This is a genomic window from Chimaeribacter sp. YP20170169 (assembly GCF_056739715.1).
Genome location: NZ_CP176824.1, coordinates 249,612 through 276,509 on the forward strand (window position 1 = coordinate 249,612; position 26,898 = coordinate 276,509).

30 protein-coding genes are annotated in these 26,898 nt (G+C 61.3%); 22 read left to right on the forward strand and 8 right to left on the reverse strand.

Features of this window, described 5'->3' with window-relative positions; genetic code table 11:
• The first annotated feature begins 88 nt into the window (after window positions 1-88).
• The 12 genes from ACK3SD_RS01050 to trpS all read left to right on the forward strand — a co-directional run bounded on the left by ACK3SD_RS01050 (window position 89) and on the right by trpS (window position 10,101).
• Window positions 89-907 (forward strand): type IV pilus biogenesis protein PilM, encoded by an 819-nt coding sequence (locus ACK3SD_RS01050; protein ID WP_481126505.1) that lies wholly within the window; start codon window positions 89-91, stop codon window positions 905-907.
• On the forward strand, window positions 907-1,560 hold the full coding sequence (locus ACK3SD_RS01055) for a PilN domain-containing protein (RefSeq protein ID WP_481127595.1): 654 nt from the start codon (window positions 907-909) through the stop codon (window positions 1,558-1,560). Before ACK3SD_RS01050 ends, ACK3SD_RS01055 begins: the two co-directional genes overlap by 1 nt.
• Entirely contained in the window at window positions 1,526-1,954 is a 429-nt protein-coding gene (locus ACK3SD_RS01060; protein ID WP_481126506.1) for a HofO family protein, read from the forward strand. The genes ACK3SD_RS01055 and ACK3SD_RS01060 overlap by 35 nt, the downstream gene beginning before the upstream one ends.
• A 5-nt stretch (window positions 1,955-1,959) precedes the next feature.
• Window positions 1,960-2,307, forward strand: coding sequence for a HofP DNA utilization family protein (locus tag ACK3SD_RS01065; RefSeq protein ID WP_481126507.1), 348 nt, complete (start codon window positions 1,960-1,962; stop codon window positions 2,305-2,307).
• The gene (gene hofQ / locus ACK3SD_RS01070) at window positions 2,307-3,626 is read left to right on the forward strand and encodes a DNA uptake porin HofQ (protein ID WP_481126508.1); all 1,320 of its coding nucleotides are present in this window, start codon (window positions 2,307-2,309) and stop codon (window positions 3,624-3,626) included. Before ACK3SD_RS01065 ends, hofQ begins: the two co-directional genes overlap by 1 nt.
• Window positions 3,627-3,991: 365 nt before the next feature.
• Window positions 3,992-4,513: a shikimate kinase AroK gene (aroK, locus tag ACK3SD_RS01075; protein WP_072927460.1), complete on the forward strand. Its 522-nt coding sequence runs from the start codon at window positions 3,992-3,994 to the stop codon at window positions 4,511-4,513.
• Window positions 4,514-4,583: 70 nt separating this feature from the next.
• A complete protein-coding gene (aroB, locus tag ACK3SD_RS01080; protein WP_137761909.1) occupies window positions 4,584-5,672 on the forward strand; it encodes a 3-dehydroquinate synthase in 1,089 nt (362 codons plus the stop codon).
• A gap of 116 nt (window positions 5,673-5,788) precedes the next feature.
• A complete protein-coding gene (locus tag ACK3SD_RS01085; protein ID WP_481126509.1) occupies window positions 5,789-6,751 on the forward strand; it encodes an SPOR domain-containing protein in 963 nt (320 codons plus the stop codon).
• An 81-nt stretch (window positions 6,752-6,832) separates the two neighbouring features.
• Window positions 6,833-7,657, forward strand: a complete 825-nt coding sequence (dam, locus tag ACK3SD_RS01090; RefSeq protein ID WP_481126510.1) for an adenine-specific DNA-methyltransferase — start codon at window positions 6,833-6,835, stop codon at window positions 7,655-7,657.
• A 69-nt stretch (window positions 7,658-7,726) separates the two neighbouring features.
• Window positions 7,727-8,404 (forward strand): ribulose-phosphate 3-epimerase, encoded by a 678-nt coding sequence (rpe, locus tag ACK3SD_RS01095; RefSeq protein WP_137761912.1) that lies wholly within the window; start codon window positions 7,727-7,729, stop codon window positions 8,402-8,404.
• Window positions 8,397-9,095, forward strand: a complete 699-nt coding sequence (locus ACK3SD_RS01100) for a phosphoglycolate phosphatase (protein ID WP_481126511.1) — start codon at window positions 8,397-8,399, stop codon at window positions 9,093-9,095. Before rpe ends, ACK3SD_RS01100 begins: the two co-directional genes overlap by 8 nt.
• Window position 9,096: 1 nt before the next feature.
• The gene (trpS, locus tag ACK3SD_RS01105) at window positions 9,097-10,101 is read left to right on the forward strand and encodes a tryptophan--tRNA ligase (protein ID WP_137761914.1); all 1,005 of its coding nucleotides are present in this window, start codon (window positions 9,097-9,099) and stop codon (window positions 10,099-10,101) included.
• A 99-nt stretch (window positions 10,102-10,200) separates the two neighbouring features.
• Here the strand turns inward: trpS and tsgA are convergent, their stop codons facing one another.
• A complete protein-coding gene (gene tsgA / locus ACK3SD_RS01110; RefSeq protein WP_481126512.1) occupies window positions 10,201-11,394 on the reverse strand; it encodes an MFS transporter TsgA in 1,194 nt (397 codons plus the stop codon).
• 351 nt (window positions 11,395-11,745) lie between these two features.
• On the opposite strand from tsgA, the gene ppiA reads away from it, so the two are divergent.
• The 5 genes from ppiA to argD all read left to right on the forward strand — a co-directional run bounded on the left by ppiA (window position 11,746) and on the right by argD (window position 15,189).
• Entirely contained in the window at window positions 11,746-12,315 is a 570-nt protein-coding gene (ppiA, locus tag ACK3SD_RS01115) for a peptidylprolyl isomerase A (protein ID WP_481126513.1), read from the forward strand.
• 153 nt (window positions 12,316-12,468) lie between these two features.
• A complete protein-coding gene (locus ACK3SD_RS01120; RefSeq protein WP_370465581.1) occupies window positions 12,469-12,639 on the forward strand; it encodes a YhfG family protein in 171 nt (56 codons plus the stop codon).
• Entirely contained in the window at window positions 12,629-13,231 is a 603-nt protein-coding gene (locus ACK3SD_RS01125) for a putative adenosine monophosphate-protein transferase Fic (protein WP_481126514.1), read from the forward strand. The genes ACK3SD_RS01120 and ACK3SD_RS01125 overlap by 11 nt, the downstream gene beginning before the upstream one ends.
• A gap of 32 nt (window positions 13,232-13,263) precedes the next feature.
• The gene (locus ACK3SD_RS01130) at window positions 13,264-13,839 is read left to right on the forward strand and encodes an aminodeoxychorismate synthase component II (protein ID WP_481127596.1); all 576 of its coding nucleotides are present in this window, start codon (window positions 13,264-13,266) and stop codon (window positions 13,837-13,839) included.
• Between the two features lie 135 nt (window positions 13,840-13,974).
• Complete coding sequence (gene argD / locus ACK3SD_RS01135) at window positions 13,975-15,189, forward strand: bifunctional acetylornithine/succinyldiaminopimelate transaminase (RefSeq protein ID WP_481126515.1); 1,215 nt, start codon at window positions 13,975-13,977, stop codon at window positions 15,187-15,189.
• An 8-nt stretch (window positions 15,190-15,197) separates the two neighbouring features.
• On the opposite strand, the gene ACK3SD_RS01140 is transcribed toward argD, so the two are convergent.
• Both ACK3SD_RS01140 and crp read right to left on the reverse strand, forming a co-directional pair.
• Window positions 15,198-17,315: a YccS/YhfK family putative transporter gene (locus ACK3SD_RS01140; protein ID WP_481126516.1), complete on the reverse strand. Its 2,118-nt coding sequence runs from the start codon at window positions 17,313-17,315 to the stop codon at window positions 15,198-15,200.
• Window positions 17,316-17,377: 62 nt separating this feature from the next.
• Window positions 17,378-18,010, reverse strand: coding sequence for a cAMP-activated global transcriptional regulator CRP (gene crp / locus ACK3SD_RS01145; RefSeq protein ID WP_000242758.1), 633 nt, complete (start codon window positions 18,008-18,010; stop codon window positions 17,378-17,380).
• 329 nt (window positions 18,011-18,339) lie between these two features.
• On the opposite strand from crp, the gene ACK3SD_RS01150 reads away from it, so the two are divergent.
• Window positions 18,340-18,747 carry an OsmC family protein gene (locus ACK3SD_RS01150; RefSeq protein ID WP_481126517.1) on the forward strand — a complete coding sequence of 136 codons (408 nt, stop codon included), beginning with the start codon at window positions 18,340-18,342 and terminating at the stop codon, window positions 18,745-18,747.
• A 28-nt stretch (window positions 18,748-18,775) separates the two neighbouring features.
• Here ACK3SD_RS01150 and ACK3SD_RS01155 read toward each other — a convergent pair whose 3' ends face one another.
• The 4 genes from ACK3SD_RS01155 to ACK3SD_RS01170 all read right to left on the reverse strand — a co-directional run bounded on the left by ACK3SD_RS01155 (window position 18,776) and on the right by ACK3SD_RS01170 (window position 23,062).
• Window positions 18,776-19,645, reverse strand: coding sequence for a phosphoribulokinase (locus ACK3SD_RS01155; protein WP_481126518.1), 870 nt, complete (start codon window positions 19,643-19,645; stop codon window positions 18,776-18,778).
• Between the two features lie 119 nt (window positions 19,646-19,764).
• Window positions 19,765-20,004, reverse strand: a complete 240-nt coding sequence (locus tag ACK3SD_RS01160; RefSeq protein WP_137761923.1) for a YheU family protein — start codon at window positions 20,002-20,004, stop codon at window positions 19,765-19,767.
• Window positions 20,001-20,981, reverse strand: a complete 981-nt coding sequence (locus ACK3SD_RS01165) for a hydrolase (protein ID WP_481126519.1) — start codon at window positions 20,979-20,981, stop codon at window positions 20,001-20,003. The genes ACK3SD_RS01160 and ACK3SD_RS01165 overlap by 4 nt, the downstream gene beginning before the upstream one ends.
• A gap of 176 nt (window positions 20,982-21,157) precedes the next feature.
• A complete protein-coding gene (locus ACK3SD_RS01170; RefSeq protein ID WP_481126520.1) occupies window positions 21,158-23,062 on the reverse strand; it encodes an ABC transporter ATP-binding protein in 1,905 nt (634 codons plus the stop codon).
• Window positions 23,063-23,204: 142 nt separating this feature from the next.
• Between ACK3SD_RS01170 and kefG the strand changes: the two genes are divergently transcribed.
• From kefG to slyD, 4 genes are all read left to right on the forward strand, one after another.
• Window positions 23,205-23,756, forward strand: coding sequence for a glutathione-regulated potassium-efflux system ancillary protein KefG (gene kefG, locus ACK3SD_RS01175; RefSeq protein WP_481126521.1), 552 nt, complete (start codon window positions 23,205-23,207; stop codon window positions 23,754-23,756).
• A complete protein-coding gene (gene kefB / locus ACK3SD_RS01180) occupies window positions 23,757-25,568 on the forward strand; it encodes a glutathione-regulated potassium-efflux system protein KefB (RefSeq protein WP_481126522.1) in 1,812 nt (603 codons plus the stop codon).
• Window positions 25,569-25,737: 169 nt separating this feature from the next.
• The gene (locus ACK3SD_RS01185; RefSeq protein ID WP_137761927.1) at window positions 25,738-25,941 is read left to right on the forward strand and encodes a YheV family putative zinc ribbon protein; all 204 of its coding nucleotides are present in this window, start codon (window positions 25,738-25,740) and stop codon (window positions 25,939-25,941) included.
• 94 nt (window positions 25,942-26,035) lie between these two features.
• Window positions 26,036-26,608 carry a peptidylprolyl isomerase gene (gene slyD / locus ACK3SD_RS01190; protein WP_481126523.1) on the forward strand — a complete coding sequence of 191 codons (573 nt, stop codon included), beginning with the start codon at window positions 26,036-26,038 and terminating at the stop codon, window positions 26,606-26,608.
• A 55-nt stretch (window positions 26,609-26,663) separates the two neighbouring features.
• Here slyD and ACK3SD_RS01195 read toward each other — a convergent pair whose 3' ends face one another.
• A complete protein-coding gene (locus tag ACK3SD_RS01195; RefSeq protein ID WP_137761929.1) occupies window positions 26,664-26,882 on the reverse strand; it encodes a protein SlyX in 219 nt (72 codons plus the stop codon).
• Window positions 26,883-26,898 lie beyond the last annotated feature (16 nt).

Below are 26,898 nucleotides of genomic sequence, written 5' to 3' on the forward strand. Positions count from 1 at the left end.
GTTTATAAACAATCGCGGCGTAGTATAAAGGCAACCCCAGATGATGGATACGTTCTTTTGTTAAAGGGGATTAAGGAGAGGGATCGCAATGGCCGGGGAGAGATGGCAAATCGGATTGGATATCCAGCCGCACGGCTGGTACGCGCTGGCCGTGGTGCCGCGCCGCCGTGGCTGGCAAGTGAAGGGGTGTTGGCAGCAGGCATTGCCGGGGGAAGACGTGCCCGGTGGTGGACTACCCGCCACGGCACCGCTGGTGGCGAGTTTGTGCCGCTGGCGGCAGGCGTTGCCGCGGCGCTATTCGCTGCGTCTGGCACTGCCAGCAGAACGGGTGCTGCAGCGCACCCTGCCTGCGCCAGATGCCCAGTTGCGGGCGCCATATCGTGAAACCTTTCTGCTTAATCAAGCGGCGAAACAGTTCCCACTGGCACGCGAGGCACTGACGCTGGACTACCGCAGCCCCTCCTCCCAGCCGCAGCAGGTGGTGGTGACCGCCGCACCACAGGTTGACGTGGCTGCCTGGCTGGAGGTGATGGCCGCGGCCGGTTTGGCGGTAGAGGTGCTGGAGATCGCGCCCTGTGCGCTACAGGCCAGCGCCCGGCTGGCTGGCCTGCCCGCCGGGCACGTAGTGGTTCACCGGTTTTGGCACGGCTGGCTGTGGGCCACGCCACGCAGCCATCCCTTCCAGTTTGGCGTCGCGGCAGTGGATACCCCATGGGAGACGCTGCTGCCCGCGGCACTGCATGGCGCGCCGGTGGCCCTCTCCAGCGTGCTCGATGAGGCACCGCCGGGTGTGCAGGCGTGGTCACCCTTGGCGACGTTGCCGGATACCATCCTGCCTATCGGCACGCCCGCGGCGGCCTTTGTGCTCGCCGTCGGGTTGGCAGTGCGCCCGGAGGATTGCCCGTGATGCAGGTGAACTTATTGCCGTGGCGGCAACGGCAGCGGCAGGTATCCCAGCGCCGGGTGGCCGCGGCGGGCGTGGCTGCAGCGCTGGTGTGTCTGATCGCCACTTTGGTCGCGTGGCAGGCGTTGCACCAGCAGACGCGACACGCCCTTGAGCGGCAAGAGGCCGCCGCCAGCCAACTGCGCCAGCTCACCGCCCATTACGCGGCACGGCAGGCGCTGGTTACGGCATTCCGGCAACAGGCGGAGAGTGCCCGTCGGGCCGCGTTGCAGCGGCAGGCTGGGCGTCGCTATGTGCGATTGCTACAGGAGCTGGAGGCGATGCTGCCGCCGGACGTCTGGCTGGTTGTCTGGCAGGAGCAGGGCGAAGCCCTCCGCTGGCAGGGACGCAGCCGACATTATGAACCGGTGATGCAGTTTGTCGCGGCCCTGCGCCAGAGCCATGAAGTCCATGAGGTTCGCGTGCTGGCGGTGCATCAGCAGCCAGATGGGCTGCTCCACTTTGATCTACAGGCCACCTGGAGGCCGGAAAATGTCCCTTTCTCTTCCCACCCTGATGGTGTGGCACGCCCTGTCGCCCCGGCGGCAGGCGCTCATCCTCTTCCTGCTATTAATGCTGTTAATGAGCATCGCGGGCCGGGCAGTGCTGTGGCCTGAGTGGCGGCAGCAACAGGCGGCGCGGCAGGCGCTGGCTGAGAGCCAACAGGCGATGGCCCGCCAGCAGGCCGGGCTGGCGGCATTGCCGGCGGAAACGCTCTTGAACAGCGTTACCCTTTTGCTGACGGCCATCGCGGAACCGACGCAGCCCGCCAGCGATCCGGCGGCGTGGCTGGCCGGGCCGCTGCGGCAGTCAGGCAGCACGCTGCTGCACTGGGAGCCTGACGGCATGGCCGGGCGCTGGAATCTGGCGCTACGTGCCCGCTATGACGGCCTTAAACAGATGCTTGAGGCGCTGGCAGCGTGGCCGCCAGCCGAGGTCGGGGCACTGACGCTGGAGGCGACCGCCAGCGGGCTGGAGGCGCGACTGCTGATCGCCATTAAGGAGGCATGAATGGCATGGCAAACATGGGCGGCCGGGCTGGGTGCGCTGGTGCTGATCTGCACCCCGGCGCTGGCCGGGCGCGACCCTTTGCACCACCGGCGGAGCCAGCCTGTGCCGACAGCGCGCACTGGCACCCCGGCGGCATCCTGGGTGACCCGGCACGCCGCGATGGCTGGCTGCGAGACGCCAACGGCCATTGGCTACGGGCCACGCCGGGCCAGCCGCTCGGGCAGGGTTGGCGCACCGAGGCGGTCACTGAAGACCATATCCGGCTGGCGGCGGAGGGCGAGGCGTGCAAGGGCCGCCCGCCGGTGCTGCTGTGGCTGGTTCCTGTTAAGGCTAATAATGATAAGGAGATCTGATGCAACGAGGAGTGAATACGGCAGGGCGGCGATGTCTGGCGCGCCAACTGGCCGGTTGGCGAAGGGCAGGGTGCGGCGCGCTGTGTGGCCTGCTGCTGACAAGTGCCTCGGTAGAGGCGGGTGCACCTTCGGCACCGCTGGATCTGACGTTCCATGACGCGCCTGTCAGCGTGGTATTGCAGGCGCTGGCGGATCACCAGCAGCTCAACCTGGTGCTGGCACCCGGCGTCACCGGGGCGCTGTCACTGCGCCTGAAAGCGGTGCCTTGGGAGAAGGCACTGGCGCTGGTGCTCAAGATGGGCAAGCTCAGCCAGACGCGTGACGGCAACGTGCTGATGATCTTCCCACAGAGTGAGCTGGCGGAGAGCCAGCAACAGCAGCGCGAGGCGCAGCAACGCCAGGAGGAGAGCGCGCCACTCAGCGCACTGAATGTGATGCTGGAGAACGCCGAGGCATCGGAGGTGGCCGCCAGCCTGAATGCCCAGCGTGCCACCCTGCTGTCGCCGCGCGGCAGCATCGTGACGGACGCGCGCACCAACTCGCTGCTTATCCATGACAGCGAGGCACGGCTGGCGGCGTTGTCCGACTGGATCAAGGCGCTCGACCACCCGTTGCAGCAGGTGCAACTGACTGCGCATATCGTCACCATCAGCGATGAGAGCCTGCGCGAACTGGGCGTCACTTGGGGGTTGGGGGCTGCCGAAGGGGCGGCCACCCACTTCCGCCTGAACAACTTTTCGGTTGGCCTGCCGGTGGCAGAGGGCACGGCTGCCGCCGGTTTCACTCTGGCGCGCATCGACGGGCGGCTGCTTGACCTGGAATTGAGCGCCCTGCAACAGGAAAATCAGGTGGAGATCATCGCCAGCCCGCGTTTGCTCACCGCCCACCAGCAGACCGCCAGCATCAAGCAGGGCACCGAGATCCCCTATCAGGTCTCCAGCGGGGCGAGTGGTTCTACCTCCATTGAGTTCAAGGAGGCGGTGCTCGGCATGGAGGTGACACCCAAGATCCAGCGCAGCGGCAAGATCACGCTCAACCTGATCCTTACCCAGAATATGCCGGGCCGTACTCTCAAGCAGGCGGAGGGGGAGGCGCTGGCGATAGACAAGCAGGAGATCAAGACCCAGGTGACCGTGGCGAACGGCGAGACCGTGGTACTGGGGGGCATTTTCCAGCAACATCATGAAAAGACGAGGGATAGCGTGCCGGGGCTGGGTGACATCCCTTGGGTGGGCGCGCTCTTTGCCCATGACCACAAAAAGCAGCGCCGCCATCAGCTGGTGATTTTTGTCACCCCCACGCTGATGGGTTCCAGCTGAATGTTGGAGGGGCCGGGGAGGGGGGATGCGGCCTGTTGCGCATTTCAGGGGCAATCACCCGCAGGTTGTGCAACTTTTTGTGTCGGTAAAGAGATCTGCGTTTGACGCTGCCATCGATTTAGCATACAAGGGTTACCGAATTGCGCACCGAGATTCTTACCCAATGCGAAATGCCGATAAAAACGTACGGTTTCCCTCCTGCGGCACAGTAGCGATTTATTCGGTTGCCAAACTACCAAGAGTGTTGAGATAATTTTTCGTCTGATCTCGCACTATCGCTCATGAGGTTTCAGTTTAGGTCCCGCCGCTGATTTGATTGGCGGGGCGGGTTAACATTAACGAATGTCTTAGTAATACCGAAAAACATGGCAGAGAAACGCAATATCTTTCTGGTTGGGCCTATGGGTGCCGGCAAAAGCACTATTGGCCGTCAGTTAGCTCAGCAACTCAATATGGAGTTTTTCGACTCCGATCAAGAAATTGAGCGACGTACCGGGGCCGATGTAGGCTGGGTATTCGACGTGGAAGGCGAAGAAGGTTTCCGCGATCGCGAAGAAAAAATCATTAATGAGTTAACGGAAAAACAGGGCATTGTGCTGGCGACAGGCGGGGGTTCGGTGAAATCACGTGAAACCCGTAACCGTTTGTCCGCGCGCGGCGTTGTGGTCTATCTCGAAACCACCATTGAAAAGCAGCTTGCCCGCACCCAGCGTGATAAAAAGCGCCCGCTGCTGCAAGTGGATGCACCCCCGCGTGAAGTGCTTGAAGCCCTGGCTAAAGAGCGCAACCCGCTGTATGAAGAGATTGCTGACGTTACCATCCGCACTGATGATCAGAGCGCCAAAGTAGTGGCCAACCAGATCATCAACATGCTGGAAAGCAATTAATTCGCTTCCTCTTCCGTCTGAGGGTAAAGGTTAACCGCAGGTACAGGTCAAAAAGGTCACTGAGCGCGACATGGAGAAGATTACCGTAACGTTAGGGGATCGCAGTTATCCCATCACGATTGCCGCCGGATTGTTCAACGATCCGGCTTCTTTTATCCCGCTGAAAGCCGGTGAGCAGGCCATGCTGGTGACCAACCAGACGCTGGCGCCGATCTATTTGGATCGCGTTCGCGGCGTGCTGGAACAGGCGGGCGTACGGGTTGACCAGGTAATCCTGCCGGATGGCGAGCAGTACAAGTCACTGGCTGTCATGGAGCAGGTCTTCTCCGCACTGCTTGAAAAGCCGCACGGGCGCGACACCACGCTGATTGCCCTCGGTGGCGGCGTGATTGGCGACCTGACCGGCTTTGCCGCCGCCTGCTACCAGCGCGGTGTGCGCTTTATCCAGGTGCCGACCACGCTGTTGGCGCAGGTTGACTCCTCGGTCGGCGGCAAAACTGCCGTGAACCATCCCCTCGGCAAAAACATGATCGGCGCGTTCTACCAACCGGTTTCGGTGGTGGTCGATTTGGACTGCCTGCACACCCTGCCGCCGCGCGAGCTGTCGTCCGGTCTGGCGGAGGTGATTAAATATGGCGTGATCCTCGACGCCGACTTCTTTGCGTGGCTGGAGCAAAATATCGATGCGCTGATGGCGTTGGATATGACAGCGCTGGCCTACTGCATCCGCCGTTGCTGCGAACTGAAGGCCGAAGTGGTGGCCGCCGATGAACGTGAAAGCGGGCAGCGCGCGTTGCTGAATTTGGGCCATACTTACGGCCATGCTATTGAAGCAGAAATGGGTTATGGCAATTGGCTGCATGGCGAGGCCGTGGCCGCGGGCATGATGATGGCCGCCCACACCGCACGCCGCCTCGGTCAGTTCAGCGAGACGGATGTGGCCCGCCTGCGGGCGCTGCTGCTGCGCGCCAACCTGCCGGTCACCGGCCCGCGTGAGATGCACGCCGACGCCTATCTGCCGCACATGATGCGTGACAAGAAAGTGCTGGCCGGCGAGTTGCGTCTGGTGCTGCCGACGGCCATTGGTCAGTCGGAAGTGCGCGGCGGCGTAGCGCATGACGTGGTGCTGGCATCGATTAACGACTGCCTGCCGGCCTAAGCGCCATGACCCTTACCGGTATGCCCGCCATTCTGGCGGGTTTCATGATAACGCACACAGGTTAATCAGCCAGCCCGCCAGTGGCCAGGCTTTTACCTCTGAGTTGGAGGATGACGATGGATGAGTTTAACACCGAAGACGACCTGAAACCGGATACCAGCGACCGCCGCTCCACCCGCCGGCGCTCTGCCTCCCGCTCACAACCCCCCCGCTTTGCCATCTCGCGCCAGCACTTGATGATTGCCATTGGCATTCTGGTGCTGGTGTTGCTGATCCTCGGCATCGGCTCCGCCCTGAAGGCCCCGACGCCGCAGGAGTCCAGCCAGCAAGCTGGCAACGCAAAAGAGATTACCTTGGGTGGCAACCCTACGGAAAATGGCAGTGCGTCGTCTGCCGCCGCCAACGCCCCGGCCAGCGGCCAGCCACAGGACATTAGCGTGCCGCCCATCGCCTCGACCCCGACACAGGCCGAACCAGTGCAGGCCCCGGCTGACCAGCAGCGTGTCGATTTGCCGGGCAACATGACCGATGCCCTCTCCCAGCAGCAGGATCAGGTGAATGCCGCCTCCGATGGGATGGTGCAGGGTGGTTCCACCCTGCCGACAGATCCGGCGACGCTGGCACCTTCCGCCGTTGCCCCGGCGCCGCAGGTGGCCCCGGCGCCGCAGGTGGCCCCGGCCAAGCCAGCCGCCACCCATAGCCGCCCACAGAGCCATGCCGCCGCGCCGCAGAGCGCGCCAGCGAAAAGCGCCCCAGCCCGTAGCAGCAGCGCCGCTTCCGGTGGCATTGTCGCCAGCGGTGGCGCGATCCAGGGTGCGCCTGCCAGCCACTACACCTTGCAGCTGAGCAGCGCCTCCCGTTCGGACACGCTGAATGCCTTCGCACGCCAGCAGAAGCTGACCCACTACCAGGTCTACCAGACCACCCGTGACGGCAAACCGTGGTATGTCCTGATCAGCGGCAACTATGCCTCCTCGGCGGAAGCCAAGCAGGCCATCGCCCGTCTGCCAGCGGACGTGCAAGCCAAGAAACCGTGGGTCAAGCCTGTACGCCAGGTACAGCAGGACCTGAAGAAATAAACCTTAGTTGTGCGCTGATGTGCTGTCTGAAACTAGAGTACAATCCGCGGCTCTGAATTGTATAAGTAGCTAACCGACGGCATGAAGAAGAACCGCGCGTTTTTAAAATGGGCTGGTGGCAAGTATCCCCTGATTGAGGAGATCAAACGCCACCTGCCCGCAGGCGACTGCCTGATTGAACCCTTTGTCGGCGCAGGCTCTGTGTTCCTCAATACAGATTATGACGCCTATATCTTGGCGGATATCAACAGTGACCTGATCAACCTGTACAACATCGTCAAGACGCGTACCGGCGACTTCGTGCGGGACGCCCGCGAGCTCTTCAGCGACGAGTTCAACAATGCCGACGCGTTCTACCAGTTGCGCACGCAGTTCAACCTCAGCCGTGACCCCTATGAGCGGGCGCAGCTGTTCCTCTACCTGAACCGCCATTGCTACAACGGCCTGTGCCGTTATAACCTGAGCGGCGAGTTCAACGTGCCGTTTGGGCGCTACAAGCGACCCTACTTCCCGCAGGACGAGCTGGAGTTCTTTGCCCGCAAGGCCAATGAGTGCAACGCCACGTTCGTCTGTGAAAGCTACACGCAGACCCTGACCAATGCCCAACCGGGGGCCGTGGTCTATTGCGATCCGCCCTATGCACCGCTCTCCGCCACCTCCAACTTTACGGCCTACCACACCAATGGGTTCGATATGGCAGACCAGCAGGAGCTGGCGCGGCTGGCGAACCACTTGGCCGATGAGCGGCAGATCCCGGTGCTGATCTCCAACCATGATACGGCGCTGACGCGTGACTGGTATCAACAGGCGGCGGAGATGCACGTGGTGCAGGTGCGGCGCACCATCAGCAGCAATGCGTTCGGGCGTAGCAAAGTGGATGAGCTTTTGGCACTGTATAAACGCTAAGGGGAGCGCGGTTCCGCCGGGTGTGTCGCGATCCCAATGACGATTAACCCCTACCGTTTGGAGATGCGGATGAAACAGTTTTTGATTGCGCCGTCGATTTTGTCGGCAGACTTTGCCCGCCTGGGTGAGGATACGGCGAAGGTGCTGGCTGCCGGCGCTGACGTGGTGCACTTTGACGTGATGGACAACCACTACGTCCCTAACCTGACCATCGGCCCGGCAGTCTGCCAGGCACTGCGCAACTATGGCATTACCGCCCCGATTGACGTTCACCTGATGGTGAAGCCGGTAGACCGTCTGGTGCCGGATTTCGCTGCCGCTGGCGCCAGCTACATCTCCTTCCACCCAGAAGCCTCCGAGCATATCGACCGAACCCTGCAACTGATCAAAGATCATGGCTGCAAGGCCGGTCTGGTATTCAACCCGGCCACCCCACTGAGCTACCTGGACTATGTGATGGACAAGCTGGACGTGATCCTGCTGATGTCTGTTAACCCCGGTTTCGGCGGCCAGTCCTTCATCCACCATACGCTGGACAAGCTGCGCCAGGTGCGCCGCCGCATTGATGAGAGCGGTTTTGACATCCGGCTGGAGGTGGACGGCGGCGTGAAGGTGGAGAACATCGGCGAGATCGCTGCCGCGGGCGCGGACATGTTTGTCGCTGGCTCCGCCATCTTCAACGCGCCGGATTACCGTGAAGTGATTGAGCAGATGCGTGGCGAACTGGCGAAGGTGGCCCATGGCTGATTTCAGCGGCTTGCGCGCGCTGGCGTTCGATCTGGATGGCACGCTGATCCACAGCGCGCCGGGGCTGGCGCAGGCGATTGATCAGGCGCTGGTGGAGGCCGGGCTGTCGGCCGCTGGCGAGGCTCGCGTCAGCACCTGGATCGGCAATGGTGCGGATGTGCTGGTGGAGCGCGCGCTCCACTGGGCGACGCAGGGTGAGGGCGGCCACGAGCTGGCCGCGCTGCGCGCCCGTTTTGACCACTTTTACGCCCAGACTGCCGAGTCGGGCAGTCAGCTCTTTCCGGGCGTGCGTGACACCCTGGCGCAGCTGGCGCGTAGCGGCCTGCCGCTTGGCATCATCACCAACAAGCCTACGCCCTTTGTCGCGCCGTTGTTGCAGGCATTGGGCATCGCGGAGTACTTCTCGCTGGTTATCGGTGGCGATGACGTAGTGGCGAAGAAGCCGCACCCGGCCCCGCTCTATCTGATGCTGGGCAAGCTGGGGGTACGGGCGTCAGAGATGGCGTTTGTTGGCGACTCGCGCAATGATATTCAGGCGGCCAAGGCGGCCGGCTGCCCGGCGATTGCGCTGAGCTATGGCTATAACTACGGTGAGCCGATTGCGCTGAGCCAGCCTGACTGCGTCATCGACCATTTTGCCGATTTATTGCCCACTCTTGGGCTGTCATCATTCAAGAATCAGGAAGCATAACATGAGTAAGCCCATCGTATTCAGCGGCGCGCAGCCGTCCGGTGAACTGACCATTGGTAACTACATGGGTGCGCTGCGTCAGTGGGTAACCATGCAGGATGAGTATGAGTGCATCTACTGCATCGTTGACCTGCACGCCATCACGGTGCGCCAGGACGCCAACGCGCTGCGCAAGGCCACGCTGGATACGCTGGCGCTCTACTTGGCCTGCGGCATCGACCCGGAAAAGAGCACCATCTTTGTCCAGTCCCATGTGCCGGAGCACACGCAGCTGAGCTGGGTGCTGAACTGCTACAGCTACTTTGGCGAGCTGAGCCGCATGACCCAGTTCAAGGACAAGTCAACGCGCTATGCCGAGAACATCAACGCCGGCCTGTTTGACTACCCGGTGCTGATGGCGGCGGATATCCTGCTCTACCAGACCAATCAGGTGCCGGTGGGGGAAGACCAGAAGCAGCATCTGGAGCTGAGCCGTGACGTGGCGGCGCGCTTCAACGCGCTGTATGGCGATATCTTCAAGGTGCCGGAGCCGTTCATTCCGAAATCTGGCGCGCGCGTAATGTCGTTGCAGGAGCCGACCAAGAAGATGTCCAAGTCAGATGACAACCGCAACAACGTCATCGGCCTGCTGGAAGACCCGAAAGCCGTGGCGAAGAAGATCAAGCGTGCGATGACCGACTCCGATGAGCCGCCAGTGGTGCGTTATGACGTTGCTAACAAGGCGGGTGTCTCCAACCTGCTAGACATTCTCTCTGGCGTGACCGGCAAGCCGGTGGCTGAGCTGGAGAAGGAGTTTGAGGGGCTGATGTATGGCCATCTGAAGGGTGCGGTGGCGGATGCTGTCTCCGGGATGCTGACTGACCTGCAGGCGCGCTATCACCACTTCCGCGACAACGAGGCGCTGCTGCAACAGATCATGCGTGATGGCGCAGCCAAGGCGCGCGCCCGTGCGCAGGAGACGCTGACGCGCGTCTATGACGCCATCGGCTTTGTCGCCCAGCCGTAACTGGCCCGTCTGCTGAAAACCGCCGCTTCCGGCGGTTTTTTTATGTCCGCAAAATAGAAAAGGGCGCCCTGGGGCGCCCTTGCTGGGGAAGCGACGGCCTTAGTGGCTGGCTTCCGCCGTGTGGCCGTGCAGGCGGTGCTTGGTCACGAAACCAAGCAGCAGGCACATCACGAAGACCACCAGATAGAGGCTGTTGGCGGTCGCCAGTGCCGCGTGCTCGCCGCTCTTGGCAACGATCGGGCCGGTCACCACGAAGGTCAGCATGGTGCCGATGGTGCCGCAGGTCAGGATGAAGTTCACCAGTTTCGGCGATGACACCTTGGTCTGCTGGGAGCCGAGAGTGATCAGCGTGGTGTAGATGGCACTGGAGACAAAGCCCAGACCCAGAATGGTGTAGTGCAGCATCGAGGCGTCGGAGGTGCTGATGAACAGGTACATCAGCAGGGTCGAGGCACCCGCCAACACGGTGACGATGCGTTGCAGATCAAAGAAGCGCAGCACCACGCTGAAGACCCACATGCCCACCATGTACGCCGTCCAGAAGTTGCTCACCAGACTGCCGGCTTGGGTGATGTCCATATTGAACTGCTTGGCGGCGTAGGTCGGTACCCACTGGATAAAGCCAAGCTGGCCAAGGATGTAACACAGGGCGGCGATGGAGAGGAACAGCACGCCAATGCCCCACTTCTCTTTCTTCACGGATTGCACGGACTTCGGCGCGTCGTTGCCCAGTTTCGGGAACTCCGACACCAGCGTCAGGATGAAAATGGCGATATAGAGCACGCCGATGCAGGCGTAGACCCAGTACCAGGCAATGCTGCGCGCCAGCAGGGCGGCGGCGATGATTGGGAACAGGGTGCCAGCCATGCTGAAGAAGGAGTCGGTGAACAGCAGGCGCGAACCGCGCTGGCGACCCTCATACAGGTGGGTGATCAGGAAGGTGCCGATCGACATGGTGATGCCGCTGACCACGCCAAGGATAAACATGCAGCCGGAGAAGACCGCCAGGCTATGGCTGTTCATCAGGCCGACAATCGCCACCAGCATCAGCACAAAGCCGAAGATCAGCTGGCGCTTCAGGGCGATGATCTCCATCAGCCAGGCGTTGAGGAAAATGGATACCAGGATACCGGCGTTTAAGAAGGTGAAGGTGTTACTCATGCTGGAAACCGGCAGGTTGAAATACTGCGCGATATTTCCCATCACCATCCCGGTGACAATTACCAATGCGCCAGTAAGCGCGTAGGAGAAGAAACTAATCCATGTGAGCCTGATTCGATTGCTGTTAGTCATAGACGTGCCTGGTTGTCAGTTAAACGTAAAAATATGGGGGGAACTGGCAATCCGCCTGAGAGATCAGGCGTGAAGCGCAGAATCGTAACACAGGGCAGCGAATTATTTGTGATGCATATCTTACTTATTGTGTAATAGCTGCAATAAATGGCAAAGATTTGCCAAATGTCGCCAATTTTGTGCAGGCAAACGATAACCCTGCATCGGTTCCCAGCTGGTCGTGTCAGGCGGCGACACGTTAGCCGTCACCTTTTGTTAAAGTAAATAAAGGTAAAGCGCTGGCGCCCCTTTGGGGGCCTCTTTAGAATCAACGCGTTTGTGTTGTTTGTACCCGGAAAAAGGAACCCGTTCATGTTCAAACGTACTTTAGTGGCTTTTGCCACGCTGTTTTCCCTGACGGCGCTTGCCCCATTGGCGCAGGCCGCAGGCGAGACACACGTCATGCTTACCACGTCAGCGGGAAATATTGAGCTGGAGCTGGACAGCCAGAAAGCCCCGGTTTCCGTGAAGAATTTCGTCGATTACGTCCAGAGTGGTTACTATAACAACACCCTTTTTCATCGCGTGATCCCAGGTTTTATGGTTCAGGGCGGCGGCTTTACCGCTGACATGCAGCAGAAGATCACCAACGCCCCGATCAAGAATGAAGCGGACAACGGCCTGCGCAACCTGCGCGGCACCATCGCCATGGCGCGTACCGCCGATAAAGACAGCGCCACCAGCCAATTCTTTATCAACGTGGCGGACAACGCCTTCCTGGATCATGGCCAGCGCGATTTTGGCTACGCCGTATTTGGCAAGGTGGTCAAGGGGATAGAGGTGGTAGACAAGATCTCCCAGGTGAAGACCGAAAACGTCGGCCCTTACCAGAACGTGCCTTCCAAACCAATCACTCTGCTTTCCGCCAAAATCCTGCCTTAACCCGCACGGGGCCAGCCGTGGCTGGCCCCGTTTCGCCCCGACCTTTTATCCGTCGCCCTGCGTCCCGAATGCCAATGTCTATACTTAGCCGCAGGCAGGCGAAACAGTGCCTGTCCTTACCGGACGCATTAACCGGCCAAAAGGAGGTCTACCGTGGCGAAAAAGATGACGCTCAGGCAAAAAGAGAAGCTGTTTGATCAGCGGAAAAATGCCAATTTTCAGGCAAGCACGGCCCTTGATGGCCACCAGATTAAGGCGGTTACGCTGCCCGCCGACGAGGCACTGGCGCGTCTGGAGGAAGTGAGGGCCAACTATGAACGATAAATTTGGCGATGGTGCCGATCCCTATCTCTATGCCAATTCCCAGGTATTAAAAAACAAGCTGGGCATCCGCAAGGCCGCCATCCTGCTGGAGGCGGAACTGGCGCTGACGCCACTGCGCGCCGCGACCATCCCGCTCGGGCCGCGCGAGTGTGGGCTGCCGCACCTCTGCGCCATCCACCAGACGCTGTTCCAGGATCTCTATGAGTGGGCTGGCGAGTTGCGCGAAATGGATATCTATAAGCAGGATACCCGCTTCTGTCACTTCGCCTACATTGAGAAAGAGGGCAACGCGCTGATGCAGGCGCTGGAGGATGAGGAGTACCTGACTGACCTGCCACGTGACAAACTGGTGGAGCGGCTGGCGTACTACTACTGCGAGTTGAACGTGCTGCACCCGTTCCGCGAGGGTAATGGCCGGGCGCAACGCATCTTCTTCGAGCAATTGGTGATTCACGCCGGTTATGTCATTGACTGGTCGCGCGCGGATCATGAGGGCTGGGTAGCGGCCAATGAGAAGGCAGCGTTTGGTGATCTCAGCGATTTGACCGCCATTTTCAATAAAGTCGTGAGCGAACCCGGCGAAAATGAGTAGAATTGCCTGGTGATGTTCTGCCGGATCTGCCCATGCTGCTGTTGATCGATAACTACGACTCCTTCACCTATAACCTGTACCAATATTTCTGCCAGCTTGGCGCTGAGGTACAGGTTATCCGCAACGACCACATTGACCTGGATGGCATCGCCCGGCTGGCACCCGCGCAGTTGGTGATCTCGCCCGGCCCCTGCACGCCGGATGAGGCGGGCATTTCGCTAGCCGCCATCCGCCACTTTGCCGGCAAGCTGCCGATTCTGGGCGTCTGCCTCGGGCATCAGGCGATGGCCCAGAGCTTCGGCGCGCGCATTGTCCGCGCCCGGCAGGTGATGCATGGCAAGACCTCGTCCATCCGCCATGATGGCGAAGGGGTGTTCCAGTCGCTCAACCAGCCGTTGACCGTTACCCGCTACCACTCGCTGGTGATTGATCCACCGAGCCTGCCCGACTGCTTCCGCGTCACCGCCTGGACGGAGCGCGACGGCGCGCAGGATGAGATCATGGGCATCCGCCACCGCACGCTGCCGCTGGAGGGGGTGCAGTTCCACCCAGAGAGCATCCTGAGCGAACAGGGTTTGCAGCTGCTGGGCAACTTCCTCGCCCGCTGACGGCAACAATTTGCCATCGCAGGCGATTTCCGGTTGCCTGCAAATGATTTATTATGCATATTTCCTGATTATAATTTCATGAGCTGTGGCGGCATCGGGTCGTGGCGGCTGGTCTGATGGCAGAGGGAGAGCGGTATGACAGATAAATCAGCAGTGGGTCGTGACACGTTTGATCAGGTGATTTTGCCTGTTTATGCACCGGCACAGTTCATTCCGGTGAAGGGCAAGGGCAGCCGGGTCTGGGATCAGCAGGGCAAGGAGTATGTGGACTTCGCTGGCGGCATCGCGGTGACCGCGCTTGGCCACTGCCACCCGGCGCTGGTGGCGGCGCTGCACCAGCAGGGCGAAACGCTCTGGCACGTCAGCAACGTCTTCACCAATGAGCCGGCGCTGCGTCTGGCGCAGAAGCTGATTGACGCCACCTTTGCCGAGCGCGTTTTCTTCGCCAACTCCGGGGCAGAGGCCAACGAGGCTGCCTTCAAGCTGGCGCGCTACTACGCCTCCCACCGCCACAGCCCCTATAAGAGCAAGATCATCGCGTTCCATAACGCGTTCCACGGCCGCACGCTGTTTACCGTGTCGGTGGGCGGCCAGCCCAAGTACTCCGACGGCTTTGGCCCGAAACCGGCGGACATCGTCCATGTGCCTTACAACGATCTCGATGCGGTAAAAGCGGTCATTGATGACCACACCTGCGCCATCGTGGTGGAGCCGATTCAGGGCGAGGGCGGTGTGACGCCCGCGGACGCCGCGTTCCTGCAAGGGCTGCGCGCGCTCTGTGACCAGCATCAGGCACTGCTGGTGTTTGATGAGGTGCAGAGTGGCATGGGCCGGAGCGGCCAGCTCTTTAGCTACATGCACTACGGCGTGACGCCGGACATCCTGACCACCGCCAAGGCGCTGGGGGGCGGTTTCCCGGTCAGCGCGATGCTGACCACCGAGGAGATCGCTTCGGCAATGACGGTCGGCACCCACGGCACCACCTACGGCGGCAACCCGCTGGCCTGTGCGGTGGCCGAGGCGGCACTGGATACCATCAACACCCCGCAGGTGTTGGCGGGCATTGAGGAGCGTCGCCAGCACTTCCTGAAGGCGCTGGAGACGATCAACCAGAAGTATGCGATCTTCAAAGAGGTGCGCGGCATGGGGCTGTTGCTGGGCGCGGAGCTAAGCGAGCCGTACCAGAACAGGGCCCGCGATGTACTGACGGCCGCGGCGGAGCAGGGGCTGATGATGCTCAACGCCGGGCCGAATGTGCTGCGTTTTGCGCCGTCGCTGGTGATCGAGTTTGATGACATCCATGAGGGCATGGCGCGGCTGGAGAAGGCCATCGCCACGCTGGCGGGCTAAAGTCCCCGCTACTCTGAAGCCGCCTCCGGGCGGCTTTTTTGATCGCGCTTCACGCGGCGCGCCAGCCAGATGCCGTGGTGCGGGCGCTGTCGCCAGGCCAGGCTGGAGATGGTGTTCATCGCGTTGAGGTGCGAGAGGATGCGGCGCAACGGGCGCTCCATCTCGGTCACTGGCATCTCCGGCGCGCTGTCCGGCGCGCGGAACATCGGGTCTGACGAGGGGTTGCCGTCGGCCGGGCCGTCATACATCAGCCGCTGCTGGCAGCTCTGGAGCGCAATCTCACAGGTCTCCAAATACTCCTGCGCCAGCGCCGGGGTCAGCATGTAGTGATCGCGTGCCAGGATAGTCATCGCGTTCAGGTGCTCAACAATTGACTGGCTGTGCATCACCCAGAGCCGCATGTCAGCCAGGTAGTGGGAGTTGAAGCCCGGCTCCTGCATCGCCTGATTGAGGGCGGTGTAGAGGGTGTTGTGCGTCTGATTGGCCATGATGCGGGTATAGGCCAGCTTTGCCGGATCTGGGTTGGCGCTGAGCAGCAGGCGGATCGCCTCCTGATAGGCTTCCAACGCCTGCCAGGCGTTGTCGCGCAGCTTGCCGCTCTGCCACTGTGGCCAGAGCCAGATGGTGCTGCCAAAGGCCAGCGCGCAACCAATCAGCGTGTCTACTAACCGTGGAATCAGGAAGTTAGCGCCATTTTGCGTCACCAGTTGCAGCGTGTAGACCGCAGTGATGGTCAGCCCCACCATGCCCAGCCCGTAGTTATTGCGCAGCACCAGATAGGCGGCCAGCATGATCAACACCAACAGGCCCAGCATCGCGGCTTGCGGCAGTTGCAGGTGCAGCACGCCAGCGGCCAGCACCAGCCCGGCCAACGTGCCGATGGCGCGGTGCTGGATACGCACGCGCGTGGCGTTGTAGCCGTTCTGGATCACCAGCAGCGCGGTGAGCAGCACCCAATAGGGTTTCGGCAGGTCAAAGAACAGGCCAATCGAGCTGCCGAGCGCCAGCATCACGCCGACGCGTGCGGCGTTGCGCAGCGACATCGATCGCCAGGAGAGATAGCGCTTCAGCGCTGGCCAGAAGGGCAGGCGGTTGCGGCTCTCCATCAGGTTACGGCGATAGAGCGGCCGCTGGGTATGCAACAGGCGCGCGATGCGGTTGAAGTGGTAGTAGCAGAACTGGCCGACCGGGTTATCAGGGTAGCGGTTGGCAATCTTCTCCAGCGCTGCCAGTTCGCCGCCCATCTCAAAGCGGGCGGAGCGGCGGTGGTAGAGCAGGTCATCGGCAATCATCCGCAGCCGCTTGGCGATCACCTCCGCATTGCGGCGGATAATCGCCTCTGCTTGGCTCTGCGCCACCAGTTTCTGCACCTCCTCTGGCTGGTGCAGGCTGACGGTAATGTGCTCCTGGAGATCGAGCGCCACCTGGAAGGCGCGGAACAGCCGCCGATAGTGCGGGTGGCGCTCGCCGGAGAGCATATGCAGTTGCTGATAGACCTGCACAATCAACTCCATCACCTTCTGCTGGCGCTTGAGCAGCGGGGGCAGGGCAGTGTCTGGATCTAGATGCTGGGTCAGCAGGCTGTACTTGGCATCAACGTAGTCACCCAGTTCGCGGTAGAGCAGACTGAGCGATTCACGCATTGGCTGCTCTTTCCACAGCCGGAACCAGCCCCAGGTAAACAGCCCATACCAGAGCGTGCCGAGCACGAACAGCCCCGGTGCCTGCCAGAGCGGCGTGGTGCCAGCCATGCTAAGGGTAAAGATGGCCGCCACCAGCGTGCCGTTGAGCAGCCGGCCATGCAGCGGGCTGATCTCGCCTGTCACGCCGAGCAGCAGCGCCAGCGCCAGCAAAATCAGCGGCAGCGGACAGTGGGCGTAGAGCAAGAGCAGTTGCAGTATCAGGCTGCATCCGGCGAACAGCGTACCGCCAATGGCCAGACGTTTTACATAGCGCCGATGGGGCGTGTCGAGACCGGCGATGTTGCAGCAGGCGGGCACCAGTGAGAAGAGCAAGCCGACCTGGAGCTGGCCGAACGGCAGCGCGATGGCCGCGGGCAGGCAGAGCACCAGCGTTTGCCGCAGGGCGTAGTTGACTTCAGGATGGTAAATAAGACGGCGCCACATGTTCAATCAGGGAAGAACGGCGCAGTGCGGGGGGGCCGCAGCTGCGCCGTGTTGATCCGGGATTAACGAGTGCCGTAGACGACAATCGTTTTGCCGTGGGCGGAGATCAGGTTCTGATCTTCCAGCATTTTCAGGATGCGGCCGACGGTTTCGCGGGAGCAACCTACGATTTGACCAATCTCCTGGCGGGTAATCTTGATCTGCATACCATCGGGGTGGGTCATGGCATCAGGCTGTTTCGCCAGATTGAGCAGGGTCTGGGCGATACGGCCAGTCACATCCAGGAAGGCAAGGTTGCCCACCTTTTCGGAGGTAACTTGCAGGCGGCGCGCCATCTGGGAGGAGAGGCGCATCAGGATGTCCGGGTTGACCTGGATCAGCTGACGGAATTTCTTGTAGGAGATCTCCGCCACTTCACAAGCCGTTTTGGCGCGTACCCACGCGCTGCGCTCCTGGCCCTCTTCGAACAGGCCAAGTTCGCCGATGAAATCCCCTTGGTTGAGGTAGGAGAGGATCATCTCTTTGCCCTCTTCATCCTTGATCAGCACGGCGACCGAACCTTTCACGATGTAGTAGAGCGTTTCAGCCTTTTCACCCTGGTGAATCAGCGTACTTTTGGAAGGGTATTTATGAATATGGCAGTGAGACAGGAACCATTCGAGAGTAGGGTCTGTTTGCGGTTTGCCGAGAACCATTTGCTTTTATCCTCTGTTGTAATCGCTGCCCAAAATCACAGGGCTCAGAGTTCCCTGTACGGCGTTTTGAAAATACGCCTCTTTCAAGAGTATTAACTGTCTGATAATGCTGCAAGGCGGAGGCTGAAAAGTCGCCAAACGGCGGCCTCGTCGTTCCATTGAAAACCTGACCTTGCTCCATACAGAACATTTTGTTTCGGGTTTGTTTTATCACAGCCTGAACCGAGTGTCTTCTGTTGTCTCGCTTCAGCATGATGAAGATCGGCCCGATTGCCTGTTTGGCTGCGAGGGGTTAGGCTATTTTCAGAAAATAATCGGAGGATGAGGCTATGCAGGCACGGGTAAAGTGGGTGGAAGGGCTGACGTTTCTGGGGGAGTCCGCATCGGGCCACCAGATCTTGATGGATGGCAATGCCGGTGACAAGGCACCCAGCCCGATGGAGATGGTGCTGATGTCCGTGGGCGGCTGTAGCGCGATTGATGTGGTCTCCATCCTACAGAAGGCGCGGCAGGATGTGCGCGACTGTGAGGTGCGCCTGACCTCAGAGCGCCGCGACGAGGTGCCGCGCACCTTTACGCACATCAACCTACACTTTGTGGTGAGCGGCAAGGGGCTGACGGAGAAGAGTGTGGAACGCGCCGTCAACCTCTCGGCAGAGAAGTACTGCTCGGTGTCACTGATGATCGGCAAGGCCGCGTCAGTGACCCACAGCTTTGAGATTGTCAGCGTCGAGTGACGCCCAGGGGGCGGCCCGCCGTCCCCGCTTACTTGATGATTTTCCCCTCCAGCAGCCGCTGCACTAGCGGTGCCATGATCAACTCCATCGCCAGCCCCATTTTGCCGCCCGGCACCACCAATGTATTGATATGAGAGATAAATGAGCCTTGCAGCATAGCTAGCAGATAGGGGAAATCGATCGCCCCCAGCCCGCGGAAGTGGATCACCACAAAGCTCTCATCCAGCGATGGGATCGCCTTGGCGGCAAACGGGTTGGAGGTGTCCACCGTCGGCACGCGCTGGAAGTTGATATGGGTGCGGGAGAACTGCGGCGTGATGTAGTTGATGTAATCCTCCATCGACCGCACCACCGAGTCCATCACAGCCTCGCGCGAGTGGCCGCGCTCATTGGTGTCGCGGATCAGCTTCTGGATCCACTCCAGATTGACGATCGGCACCACGCCGACCAGCAGATCCACATGCCGCGCCACGTCGTGGTGCTCGGTCACTACCCCGCCATGCAGCCCTTCGTAGAACAGCACGTCGGTCTCCTCCGGCAGCGGGTGCCAGGGGGTGAAGGTGCCCGGCACCTGATTGTAGGGCACTGCCTCGTCATAGGTGTGGAGGTACTTGCGCGCCTGCCCGTTGCCCTCACGCCCATACTGGATGAAGGTCTGCTCCAGCAAACCGAAGTCATTGGCCTCTGGGCCAAAGTAGCTGACATGCCGGCCCAGGTCGCGCGCCTTGCGGATCGCCATGTCCATCTCAGGTCGGGTGTAGCGGTGGAAGCTGTCGCCCTCCACCTCGGCGGCGCGGATGTTCAGTTGCTGGAAAATTTTGCGGAACGCCAGGCTGGTGGTGGTGGTGCCGGCTCCGCTGGAGCCAGTGACGGCGATGACCGGGTGTTGGGCTGACATAGTTTCAAGACTCCATGAGAGGTGATGCCTGCATACCGTGCAATCAGCATAATTAATTATAGAGTTACCATAATTATGCGGACGCGCCTAGGGGCAGGCCCTCGGCCACTCAGCCTTGGTCACTCGGCCTGCTCGCCCCGATCGCCACGGAACTGGTTGCGCGGCATGATATTGACCGACTCATGCAGCTCCGACCATACCAGCACCACTTCACCACTTTTCAACTGGCGGCGTACATCTTCGACCTTCTGCTCCAGCGTCCGTTCATGTTCGCCGTAATCAGTGCCCTCGCGCAGGACGAACGCCTCAATCAGGTTGCTCAGGGTGTCGCTGTCGAGTTCTTTCCAAGGAATAATCATGCTTCAGGCTCCAGATAGGGGGACAGCCAGGCCGGGATACGGTGCTCCAGCCACATTTGCGGCCGCTTCAGGGTGCCGCTGACAAAACCGACATGGCCGCCATGCTCCGTCAACTGGTACTGGACGTTGGCAGGGAGCTGGCCGGCATCGGGGATCACCGCGTCGGTCATAAAGGGATCATCCTTGGCATGGATGATCAGCAAGGGGGTGGTGATGCGCGGCAGCAGCGGCATCGCGCTGCAACGGCGGTAGTAGTCAAGCGCGTCGTCAAAACCGTGGGCGCGCGCGGTGATGGCGTCATCAAAATCGCGCAGCCGCTTCAGGCCCTTCAGCTGCTGGAGGTTGACCGGCAGGGTATTGGGATAGGCTTGAAGCTTGCGGGCGGCGTTGCGCTTGAGCTGCTCCAGCAGATAGCGCTGGTAAACGCGTGAAAAGCCCTGCTCCAGTCGCTGTGAGCAAGGCTCCAGCATCAGCGGTGCCGAGACCACCACCGCCGCGGCCAGCCGCGCGCGCTCACCCTCCTCGCCCAGATAGCAGGCCAGCATATTGCCGCCGAGCGAGACGCCCACCGCCGCCGTTGGCACCGGGCCGTGCTGCTCCTCCAGCCAGCGCAGGAAGAAGCGCGCATCCTCGGTTTCGCCGGAGTGGTAGATGCGTTGCAGGCGATTGGCCTCGCCGCTGCAGCCTCGGAAGTGCATCACCACGCCCAGCCAGCCGCGCTGCTGCCAAGCGTGGAGCAGGCCGTGGGCATAGGGGCTGTAGAAACTCCCCTCCAGCCCGTGGAACAGCACCACGCGCGGCTTACCGACCGCCTGTTCGGGCGGTTCGCTCCAGGCCAGATCGACGAAATCGCCATCCGGCAGTTCCAGCCGCTGCCAGTGCGGCTGGAGACGCGCCTGCCGCCGGTAGAGGCGGGGCAGCAGCGTTTGCAGGTGCGGGTTACGCGCCCCGCGCATGGCCTGAAAAGTATCGTGCATGGCGGACATCGTTTTCTTCATGGGTCAGGATGGACAGTGGGGGTTATCACGCCGTCAGCGGCTGGGTGAAGATTATCATATCGCACAACGCCGGGGCGGGAAGTGCCCCGGCCAAAGGAACCGGGTTTATTTCTCGCCATGCGCAACAGGGCGGGCCGGGGAGGCCCACCCGTACATCACTCGGCGCTGAACTGCTCAAGCTGCTCCTGGATCTCCAGCCACGCCATCTCAGCCTCTTCCAGCCCGGCCTTGGCCTGCGCCTGTTTTTGCAGGCAGGCGGTCAGGTCGGCCTTGCGGGCCGGATCGTAGAGTGCGGTGTCACCGAGCGTGGTTTCCGCCTCCGCCAACTGCGCGCTGTAGCTCTCCATCTGCTTCTCCAGTTGCTGCAACTTCTTGCGCAGTGGCTGGGTCTGGCTACGCAGTTCCGCCTCGCGCCGCTTCTGGTCTTTACGTGCCTGCGCGCTATTGCTGCCCAACTCTTTGGCAGGTGCGTCCTGCTGGCTCTCCTGCTTTTGCAGGTCGCTCAGCCACTGCTGGTAATCCTCCAGATCGCCCTCGAAAGGCTCGACTTTGCCGTCGTGCACCAGATAGAGATCGTCCGTGGTGGAGCGCAACAGGTGGCGATCGTGCGAGACCACCACCAGCGCGCCCTCGAAGTCGATCAGCGCTTCGGTTAGCGCTTGACGCATGTCGAGATCCAGGTGGTTGGTCGGCTCATCGAGCAGCAGCAGGTTGGGGCGCTGCCAGACAATCAGCGCCAGCACCAGCCGCGCCTTTTCGCCGCCGGAGAAGCGGGCGGTCTGCTCGGTCACTTTGTCGCCCTGGAAACCGAAGCCACCCAGATAGTCGCGCAGCTGTTGCTCCAGCTCGCGCGGCGCCAGCCGGCTCAGGTGCTGGAGCGGCGACTCGTCGGCGCGCAAAAACTCCAGCTGGTGCTGGGCGAAGTACCCCAGCTTGACGTCCTTCGCCAGACCAATCTCGCCCTGCTGCGGCGCGAGGGTGCCGGCCAGCAGCTTGATCAGCGTCGATTTGCCAGCACCATTGCGCCCCAGCAGGCCAATGCGCGAGCCGGGCACCAGATTCAGCTTGATAGCGTCGAGGATGGTGCGATCGCCATAGCCAGCGCTCACCTTCTCCATGCGCAGCAGCGGATCGGGCAGCGCCTCTGGCGCACGGAAGCTGAAGTGGAACGGGTTATCGACGTGCGCTGGGGCGATCAGCTCCATCCGCTCGAGCATCTTGATGCGGCTCTGCGCCTGCTTGGCCTTGCTGGCCTTGGCACGGAAGCGATCGATGTAGCTTTGCAGGTGGGCCACTTTCTCCTGCTGGCTCTGGTAGAGCGACTGCTGTTGCGCCAGTTTGGTGGCGCGCTGGCGCTCGAAGGAGGAGTAGTTGCCGGTGTACTCGTTCAACGACTGCTGCTCAATATGCAGGATTTTGTCGACGATCGGGTCGAGGAAGTCGCGATCGTGCGAGATCAGGATCAGCGTGCCGGGATAACCCTTCAGCCACTTCTCCAGCCAGATCACCGCGTCCAGATCGAGGTGGTTAGTTGGCTCATCGAGCAGCAGCAGATCGGAGCGGCAGATCAGTGCCTGTGCCAGGTTAAGGCGCATCCGCCAGCCACCGGAAAAATCTTTCACCGGCTGCTGGAGCTGGCCCTGCGAGAAGCCAAGGCCGTGCAGCAAGCTGGAGGCGCGCGCCTGAATGGTCCAGGCCTGAATGGCGTCCAGCTTGCCGTGCACCAGCGCGATGGCGTTGCCGTCGTTGCGCGCGTCAGCGGCGCGCAGGTCGGCCTCTAGCTGGCGGAACTCGCGGTCGCCGTCAATCACATACTCCAGCGCGGGTACATCCAGCGCCGGCGTCTCCTGGTTGACCCAGGCCAGCGCCCAGTTGCCGGGGAAATTGACGCTGCCGGCATCGGCGCTCATTTCACTTTTCAGCAACGAAAGCAGGGTAGATTTACCGCAGCCGTTCTTGCCCACCAGCCCGACTTTCTGGCCTGGGTTCACCGTCGCGGAGGTGTTATCCAGCAGGACTTGCGTACCGCGTCGTATTTGTAGCGAGGAGAAAACAATCATAAAGCGCCGTATGTTCAGAATATGTTAAATTGACGACAACTAAGATGGCCAAAACGTTAAGTCACCAGACGCCTGGCGTCCTTGAATCTTGCGGAGCATGGTAACGGAAAATCCGCACCCTGACGACGCTTTGGAGGGAATGATGTCGCCGCCGCCCAAGGTTTTGCTGTTGTATGCCCACCCTGAAGCCCAGGACTCGGTGGCCAACCGGAGGCTGCTCGCCTCTGCGGCCGGGTTGGAGCATGTCACCGTGCACGATCTCTACGCACACTATCCAGATTTCTTCATTGATATCCAATACGAGCAGCAGTTGCTGCGCGAGCACAGCGTCATTGTGTTTCAACACCCTTTCTATACCTACAGCTGCCCGGCGCTGCTGAAGGAGTGGATGGATCGCGTGCTGGCGCGCGGTTTCGCCAGCGGCATCGGCGGCAACGCGCTGGCCGGCAAGTATTGGCGCACGGTGCTCACCACCGGCGAACCGGAGGGCGCCTACGGCAAGCAGGGCTACAACCGCTACCCGATGGCGGAGATCCTGCGGCCGTTTGAGCTGACCGCCGCCATGTGCCGGATGCACTGGATGTCGCCGATGGTGATCTACTGGGCGCGCCGCCAGTCGACAGAGGTGATGGCCAGCTATGCCGACGCCTATCGCGACTGGTTGCGGACGCCGTTGCCACAGGAAGGAGGGTGAATGGAAGCATCGAACATTTTAGGGGCGGCGCTGGTGTTCCTGTGCGCTGCCGTGGTAGCGGTGCCGATCGCCCAACGGCTGGGTCTCGGTGCGGTGCTCGGCTACCTGATCGCTGGCATCGCCATCGGCCCGTGGGGTTTTGGCGTGATCCGCGACGTGCAGGAGATTTTGCACTTCTCCGAGCTGGGGGTAGTGTTCCTGATGTTCCTGATTGGTCTGGAGCTGAATCCGGCCAAGCTGTGGCAGTTGCGGCGCTCGATCTTTGGCGTCGGTGCCGGGCAGGTGGGGCTGACAGCGGCGGTGCTGTTCGCGCTGCTCTACCTGTCGGACTTCGCCTGGCAGGCGGCGGTGGTCGGCGGCATTGGTCTGGCGATGTCCTCGACGGCGATGGCGCTGCAATTGATGAAAGACAAAGGGATGAAGCGCAACGAGGGCGGTCAGCTTGGCTTCTCGGTGCTGCTGTTCCAGGATATGGCAGTGATCCCGGCGCTGGCGCTGATCCCGCTGCTGGCGGGCGTCGGCGGTGAGGCGGAGACGGACTGGGCCAAGATCGGCATGAAGATCGTGGCCTTCGGCGGCATGTTGATTGGCGGGCGCTACCTGCTGCGGCCGCTGCTGCGCTTTATCGTCGCGGCCGGGGTGCGGGAGATCTTCACCGCCGCCGCGCTGCTGACCGTGCTGGGCGCGGCGCTATTCATGGATGCGCTCGGCTTCTCGATGGCACTCGGCACCTTTATTGCCGGCGTGCTGCTGGCGGAGAGCGAGTACCGGCATGAGCTGGAGATCGCCGTCGAGCCGTTCAAGGGGCTGCTGCTCGGGTTGTTCTTTATTTCGGTCGGCATGGCCCTCAACCTCGGCGTGCTTTACACCAACCTGCTGATGGTACTGGCGGGCGTGGCGACGCTGGTCTTTGTTAAGAGCGCCATTTTGTATGGACTGGCGCGGCTGTTTGGCCTGCGCCGCTCGGTGCGGTTGCAGTTTGCTGGCGTGCTGAGTCAGGGTGGCGAGTTTGCCTTTGTGATCTTCTCTGCCGCCGCGGCGCAGCGGGTCATTACGCCTGACCAGCTGTCGCTGCTGCTGGTGGTGGTCACCATGTCGATGGTGACCACGCCGCTGCTGATGCAGGGCATCGACCGCCTGTTGGCGCGGCGCTACAACACCTCGGAGGAGGGGCATGAGGAGCACCACGTCGAGGATGACGAGCCACGGGTGATCGTGGTGGGCTTCGGCCGTTTCGGCCAGGTAATTGGTCGTTTGCTGATGGCCAACAAGGCACGCATCACCGTGCTGGAGCGCGACATCAGCGTTGTCAGCCTGATGCGCAGCTACGGTTACCACGTCTACTATGGCGACGCGACGGAGCTGGAGCTGCTGCGTGCCGCCGGTGCGGAGCGGGCGCGCACCATCGTCATCACCTGCAATGAGCCGGAGGATACGATGGCGGTGGTGCGGCTCTGCCAGCAACACTTCCCCCATCTGGAAATTTTGGCGCGCGCGCGCGGCAGGGTGGAGGCGCATGAGCTGTTGCAGGCGGGCGTCGCCCACTTCTCCCGTGAGACCTTCTCCAGCGCACTGGAGCTGGGGCGCAAGGCGCTGACCACCCTCGGTATGCATCCGCATCAGGCCTACCGGGCGCAGCACCACTTCCGCCGGCTCGATATGCGAATGCTGCGCGAGCTGATGCCACAGCGGCAGGGCGAAGTGGCGCAAAGTTCCCGCATCCGTGAGGCGCGGCGCGAGCTGGAGGAGATCTTCGAGCGGGAGATGCACAACGAAAGCCGCCGGCTGGATGGCTGGGATGAGCATGAGTAGCCACACTGCGATTGAGGTGAGCGCCCATCCGTTCTAGACTGGTAGAAAGCGCGAAGCGTCAGGCGTGAGCCTGGCGCTTTATTCATTGGAAAGATCCCTTTCCGGCCGTGGTTCATCCGGGTAGTGAAAACAGAGCGGATGGTGCGGTACTCATTCTGGAGTCAACAGCATGTCAGCAACACGTAAGCGTTTCATTGCCGGGGCGGTCTGCCCACAGTGCAAGGCGCTGGATAGCCTGATGTTATGGCGCGAGGACCAGGTGGAAGTGGTGGAGTGCGTGAAGTGCGGCCACCACCAACGCCAGACGGAAGAGCAGGTCCAGCAGCATGTCCGCCCGCAGGAGCAGGTGATCGGCATTTTCCACCCAGAGTGACGCGGCGCGTTGCGTTTTTTTATGCTGATGCGTACAGAGCCGCAGATTTCCGCTACAATCTGCGCCAATTTGCTTTCCAACGGTAGGAGATATCATGAAAGTAGCAAAAGACCTGGTGGTCAGCCTGGCTTACCAGGTACGTACAGAAGACGGTGTATTGGTTGATGAGTCTCCGGTGAGTGCGCCGCTGGACTATCTGCATGGTCATGGCTCCCTGATCGCAGGTCTGGAAAAGGCGCTGGAAGGCCACGACGTGGGCGACCGCTTTGACGTGCACGTTGGCGCGAACGAAGCTTACGGCACCTATGACGAGAACCTGGTGCAGCGCGTACCGAAAGACGTCTTCATGGGCGTGGACGAACTGCAAGTTGGCATGCGCTTCATCGCGGATACCGATCAGGGCCAGGTCCCGGTGGAGATCACCGAAGTGGAAGACGACCACGTGACCGTGGACGGCAACCATATGCTGGCGGGCCAGAACCTGAACTTCAACGTGGAAGTGGTTGCCATCCGTGAAGCCACCGCTGACGAACTGGCCCACGGCCACGTTCACGGCGAGCACGACCACCATCACCATGAGCACGGCGACAGCTGCTGCGGTGGCCATGACCACGACCATGACCACGGTAAAGGTGGTTGCGGCACCGGCGGCTGCGGCTGCCACTAAGCCCAACCCTCGTGGTAAAAAGGCGGCCTTGGGCCGCCTTTTTTGCGCCCGTCGATCAGTAGTGCGGCGGTGGCGTCTCTTCAGATGGGTGGGCGACGGCGGAGGGCTGGGCAGCGCGCAGCTTGTCGGTTAGCAGACGCAGGTGCTCGCGCAGCTTGCTCAGCGCCATCTGGTGCTCAGTGACAATCAGGTTGAGCTCCTCAATCGTCACTTCCTGAAAGGCCAGGCGGCTCTCCAGCATCTCCAGCCGCTGTTCGAACGCGTTCTGTTCCATATTGCTATCCTCTGTA

What these genes read in the sequence shown, in the direction of transcription:
- kefG (WP_481126521.1), top strand. Translation starts at nt 23,205, where the DNA reads ATGTCGCCGCCGCCCAAGGTTTTGCTGTTGTATGCCCACCCTGAAGCC.
- aroK (WP_072927460.1), top strand. Translation starts at nt 3,992, where the DNA reads ATGGCAGAGAAACGCAATATCTTTCTGGTTGGGCCTATGGGTGCCGGC.
- dam (WP_481126510.1), top strand. Translation starts at nt 6,833, where the DNA reads ATGAAGAAGAACCGCGCGTTTTTAAAATGGGCTGGTGGCAAGTATCCC.
- ACK3SD_RS01125 (WP_481126514.1), top strand. Translation starts at nt 12,629, where the DNA reads ATGAACGATAAATTTGGCGATGGTGCCGATCCCTATCTCTATGCCAAT.
- ACK3SD_RS01130 (WP_481127596.1), top strand. Translation starts at nt 13,264, where the DNA reads ATGCTGCTGTTGATCGATAACTACGACTCCTTCACCTATAACCTGTAC.
- ACK3SD_RS01195 (WP_137761929.1), bottom strand. Translation starts at nt 26,882, where the DNA reads ATGGAACAGAACGCGTTCGAACAGCGGCTGGAGATGCTGGAGAGCCGC.
- ACK3SD_RS01170 (WP_481126520.1), bottom strand. Translation starts at nt 23,062, where the DNA reads ATGATTGTTTTCTCCTCGCTACAAATACGACGCGGTACGCAAGTCCTG.
- ACK3SD_RS01150 (WP_481126517.1), top strand. Translation starts at nt 18,340, where the DNA reads ATGCAGGCACGGGTAAAGTGGGTGGAAGGGCTGACGTTTCTGGGGGAG.
- ppiA (WP_481126513.1), top strand. Translation starts at nt 11,746, where the DNA reads ATGTTCAAACGTACTTTAGTGGCTTTTGCCACGCTGTTTTCCCTGACG.
- tsgA (WP_481126512.1), bottom strand. Translation starts at nt 11,394, where the DNA reads ATGACTAACAGCAATCGAATCAGGCTCACATGGATTAGTTTCTTCTCC.
- ACK3SD_RS01060 (WP_481126506.1), top strand. Translation starts at nt 1,526, where the DNA reads ATGAGCATCGCGGGCCGGGCAGTGCTGTGGCCTGAGTGGCGGCAGCAA.
- ACK3SD_RS01140 (WP_481126516.1), bottom strand. Translation starts at nt 17,315, where the DNA reads ATGTGGCGCCGTCTTATTTACCATCCTGAAGTCAACTACGCCCTGCGG.
- argD (WP_481126515.1), top strand. Translation starts at nt 13,975, where the DNA reads ATGACAGATAAATCAGCAGTGGGTCGTGACACGTTTGATCAGGTGATT.
- rpe (WP_137761912.1), top strand. Translation starts at nt 7,727, where the DNA reads ATGAAACAGTTTTTGATTGCGCCGTCGATTTTGTCGGCAGACTTTGCC.
- ACK3SD_RS01085 (WP_481126509.1), top strand. Translation starts at nt 5,789, where the DNA reads ATGGATGAGTTTAACACCGAAGACGACCTGAAACCGGATACCAGCGAC.
- ACK3SD_RS01100 (WP_481126511.1), top strand. Translation starts at nt 8,397, where the DNA reads ATGGCTGATTTCAGCGGCTTGCGCGCGCTGGCGTTCGATCTGGATGGC.
- ACK3SD_RS01165 (WP_481126519.1), bottom strand. Translation starts at nt 20,981, where the DNA reads ATGCACGATACTTTTCAGGCCATGCGCGGGGCGCGTAACCCGCACCTG.
- trpS (WP_137761914.1), top strand. Translation starts at nt 9,097, where the DNA reads ATGAGTAAGCCCATCGTATTCAGCGGCGCGCAGCCGTCCGGTGAACTG.
- kefB (WP_481126522.1), top strand. Translation starts at nt 23,757, where the DNA reads ATGGAAGCATCGAACATTTTAGGGGCGGCGCTGGTGTTCCTGTGCGCT.
- ACK3SD_RS01055 (WP_481127595.1), top strand. Translation starts at nt 907, where the DNA reads ATGCAGGTGAACTTATTGCCGTGGCGGCAACGGCAGCGGCAGGTATCC.
- ACK3SD_RS01050 (WP_481126505.1), top strand. Translation starts at nt 89, where the DNA reads ATGGCCGGGGAGAGATGGCAAATCGGATTGGATATCCAGCCGCACGGC.
- ACK3SD_RS01185 (WP_137761927.1), top strand. Translation starts at nt 25,738, where the DNA reads ATGTCAGCAACACGTAAGCGTTTCATTGCCGGGGCGGTCTGCCCACAG.
- ACK3SD_RS01155 (WP_481126518.1), bottom strand. Translation starts at nt 19,645, where the DNA reads ATGTCAGCCCAACACCCGGTCATCGCCGTCACTGGCTCCAGCGGAGCC.
- crp (WP_000242758.1), bottom strand. Translation starts at nt 18,010, where the DNA reads ATGGTTCTCGGCAAACCGCAAACAGACCCTACTCTCGAATGGTTCCTG.
- slyD (WP_481126523.1), top strand. Translation starts at nt 26,036, where the DNA reads ATGAAAGTAGCAAAAGACCTGGTGGTCAGCCTGGCTTACCAGGTACGT.
- ACK3SD_RS01065 (WP_481126507.1), top strand. Translation starts at nt 1,960, where the DNA reads ATGGCAAACATGGGCGGCCGGGCTGGGTGCGCTGGTGCTGATCTGCAC.
- ACK3SD_RS01160 (WP_137761923.1), bottom strand. Translation starts at nt 20,004, where the DNA reads ATGATTATTCCTTGGAAAGAACTCGACAGCGACACCCTGAGCAACCTG.
- aroB (WP_137761909.1), top strand. Translation starts at nt 4,584, where the DNA reads ATGGAGAAGATTACCGTAACGTTAGGGGATCGCAGTTATCCCATCACG.
- hofQ (WP_481126508.1), top strand. Translation starts at nt 2,307, where the DNA reads ATGCAACGAGGAGTGAATACGGCAGGGCGGCGATGTCTGGCGCGCCAA.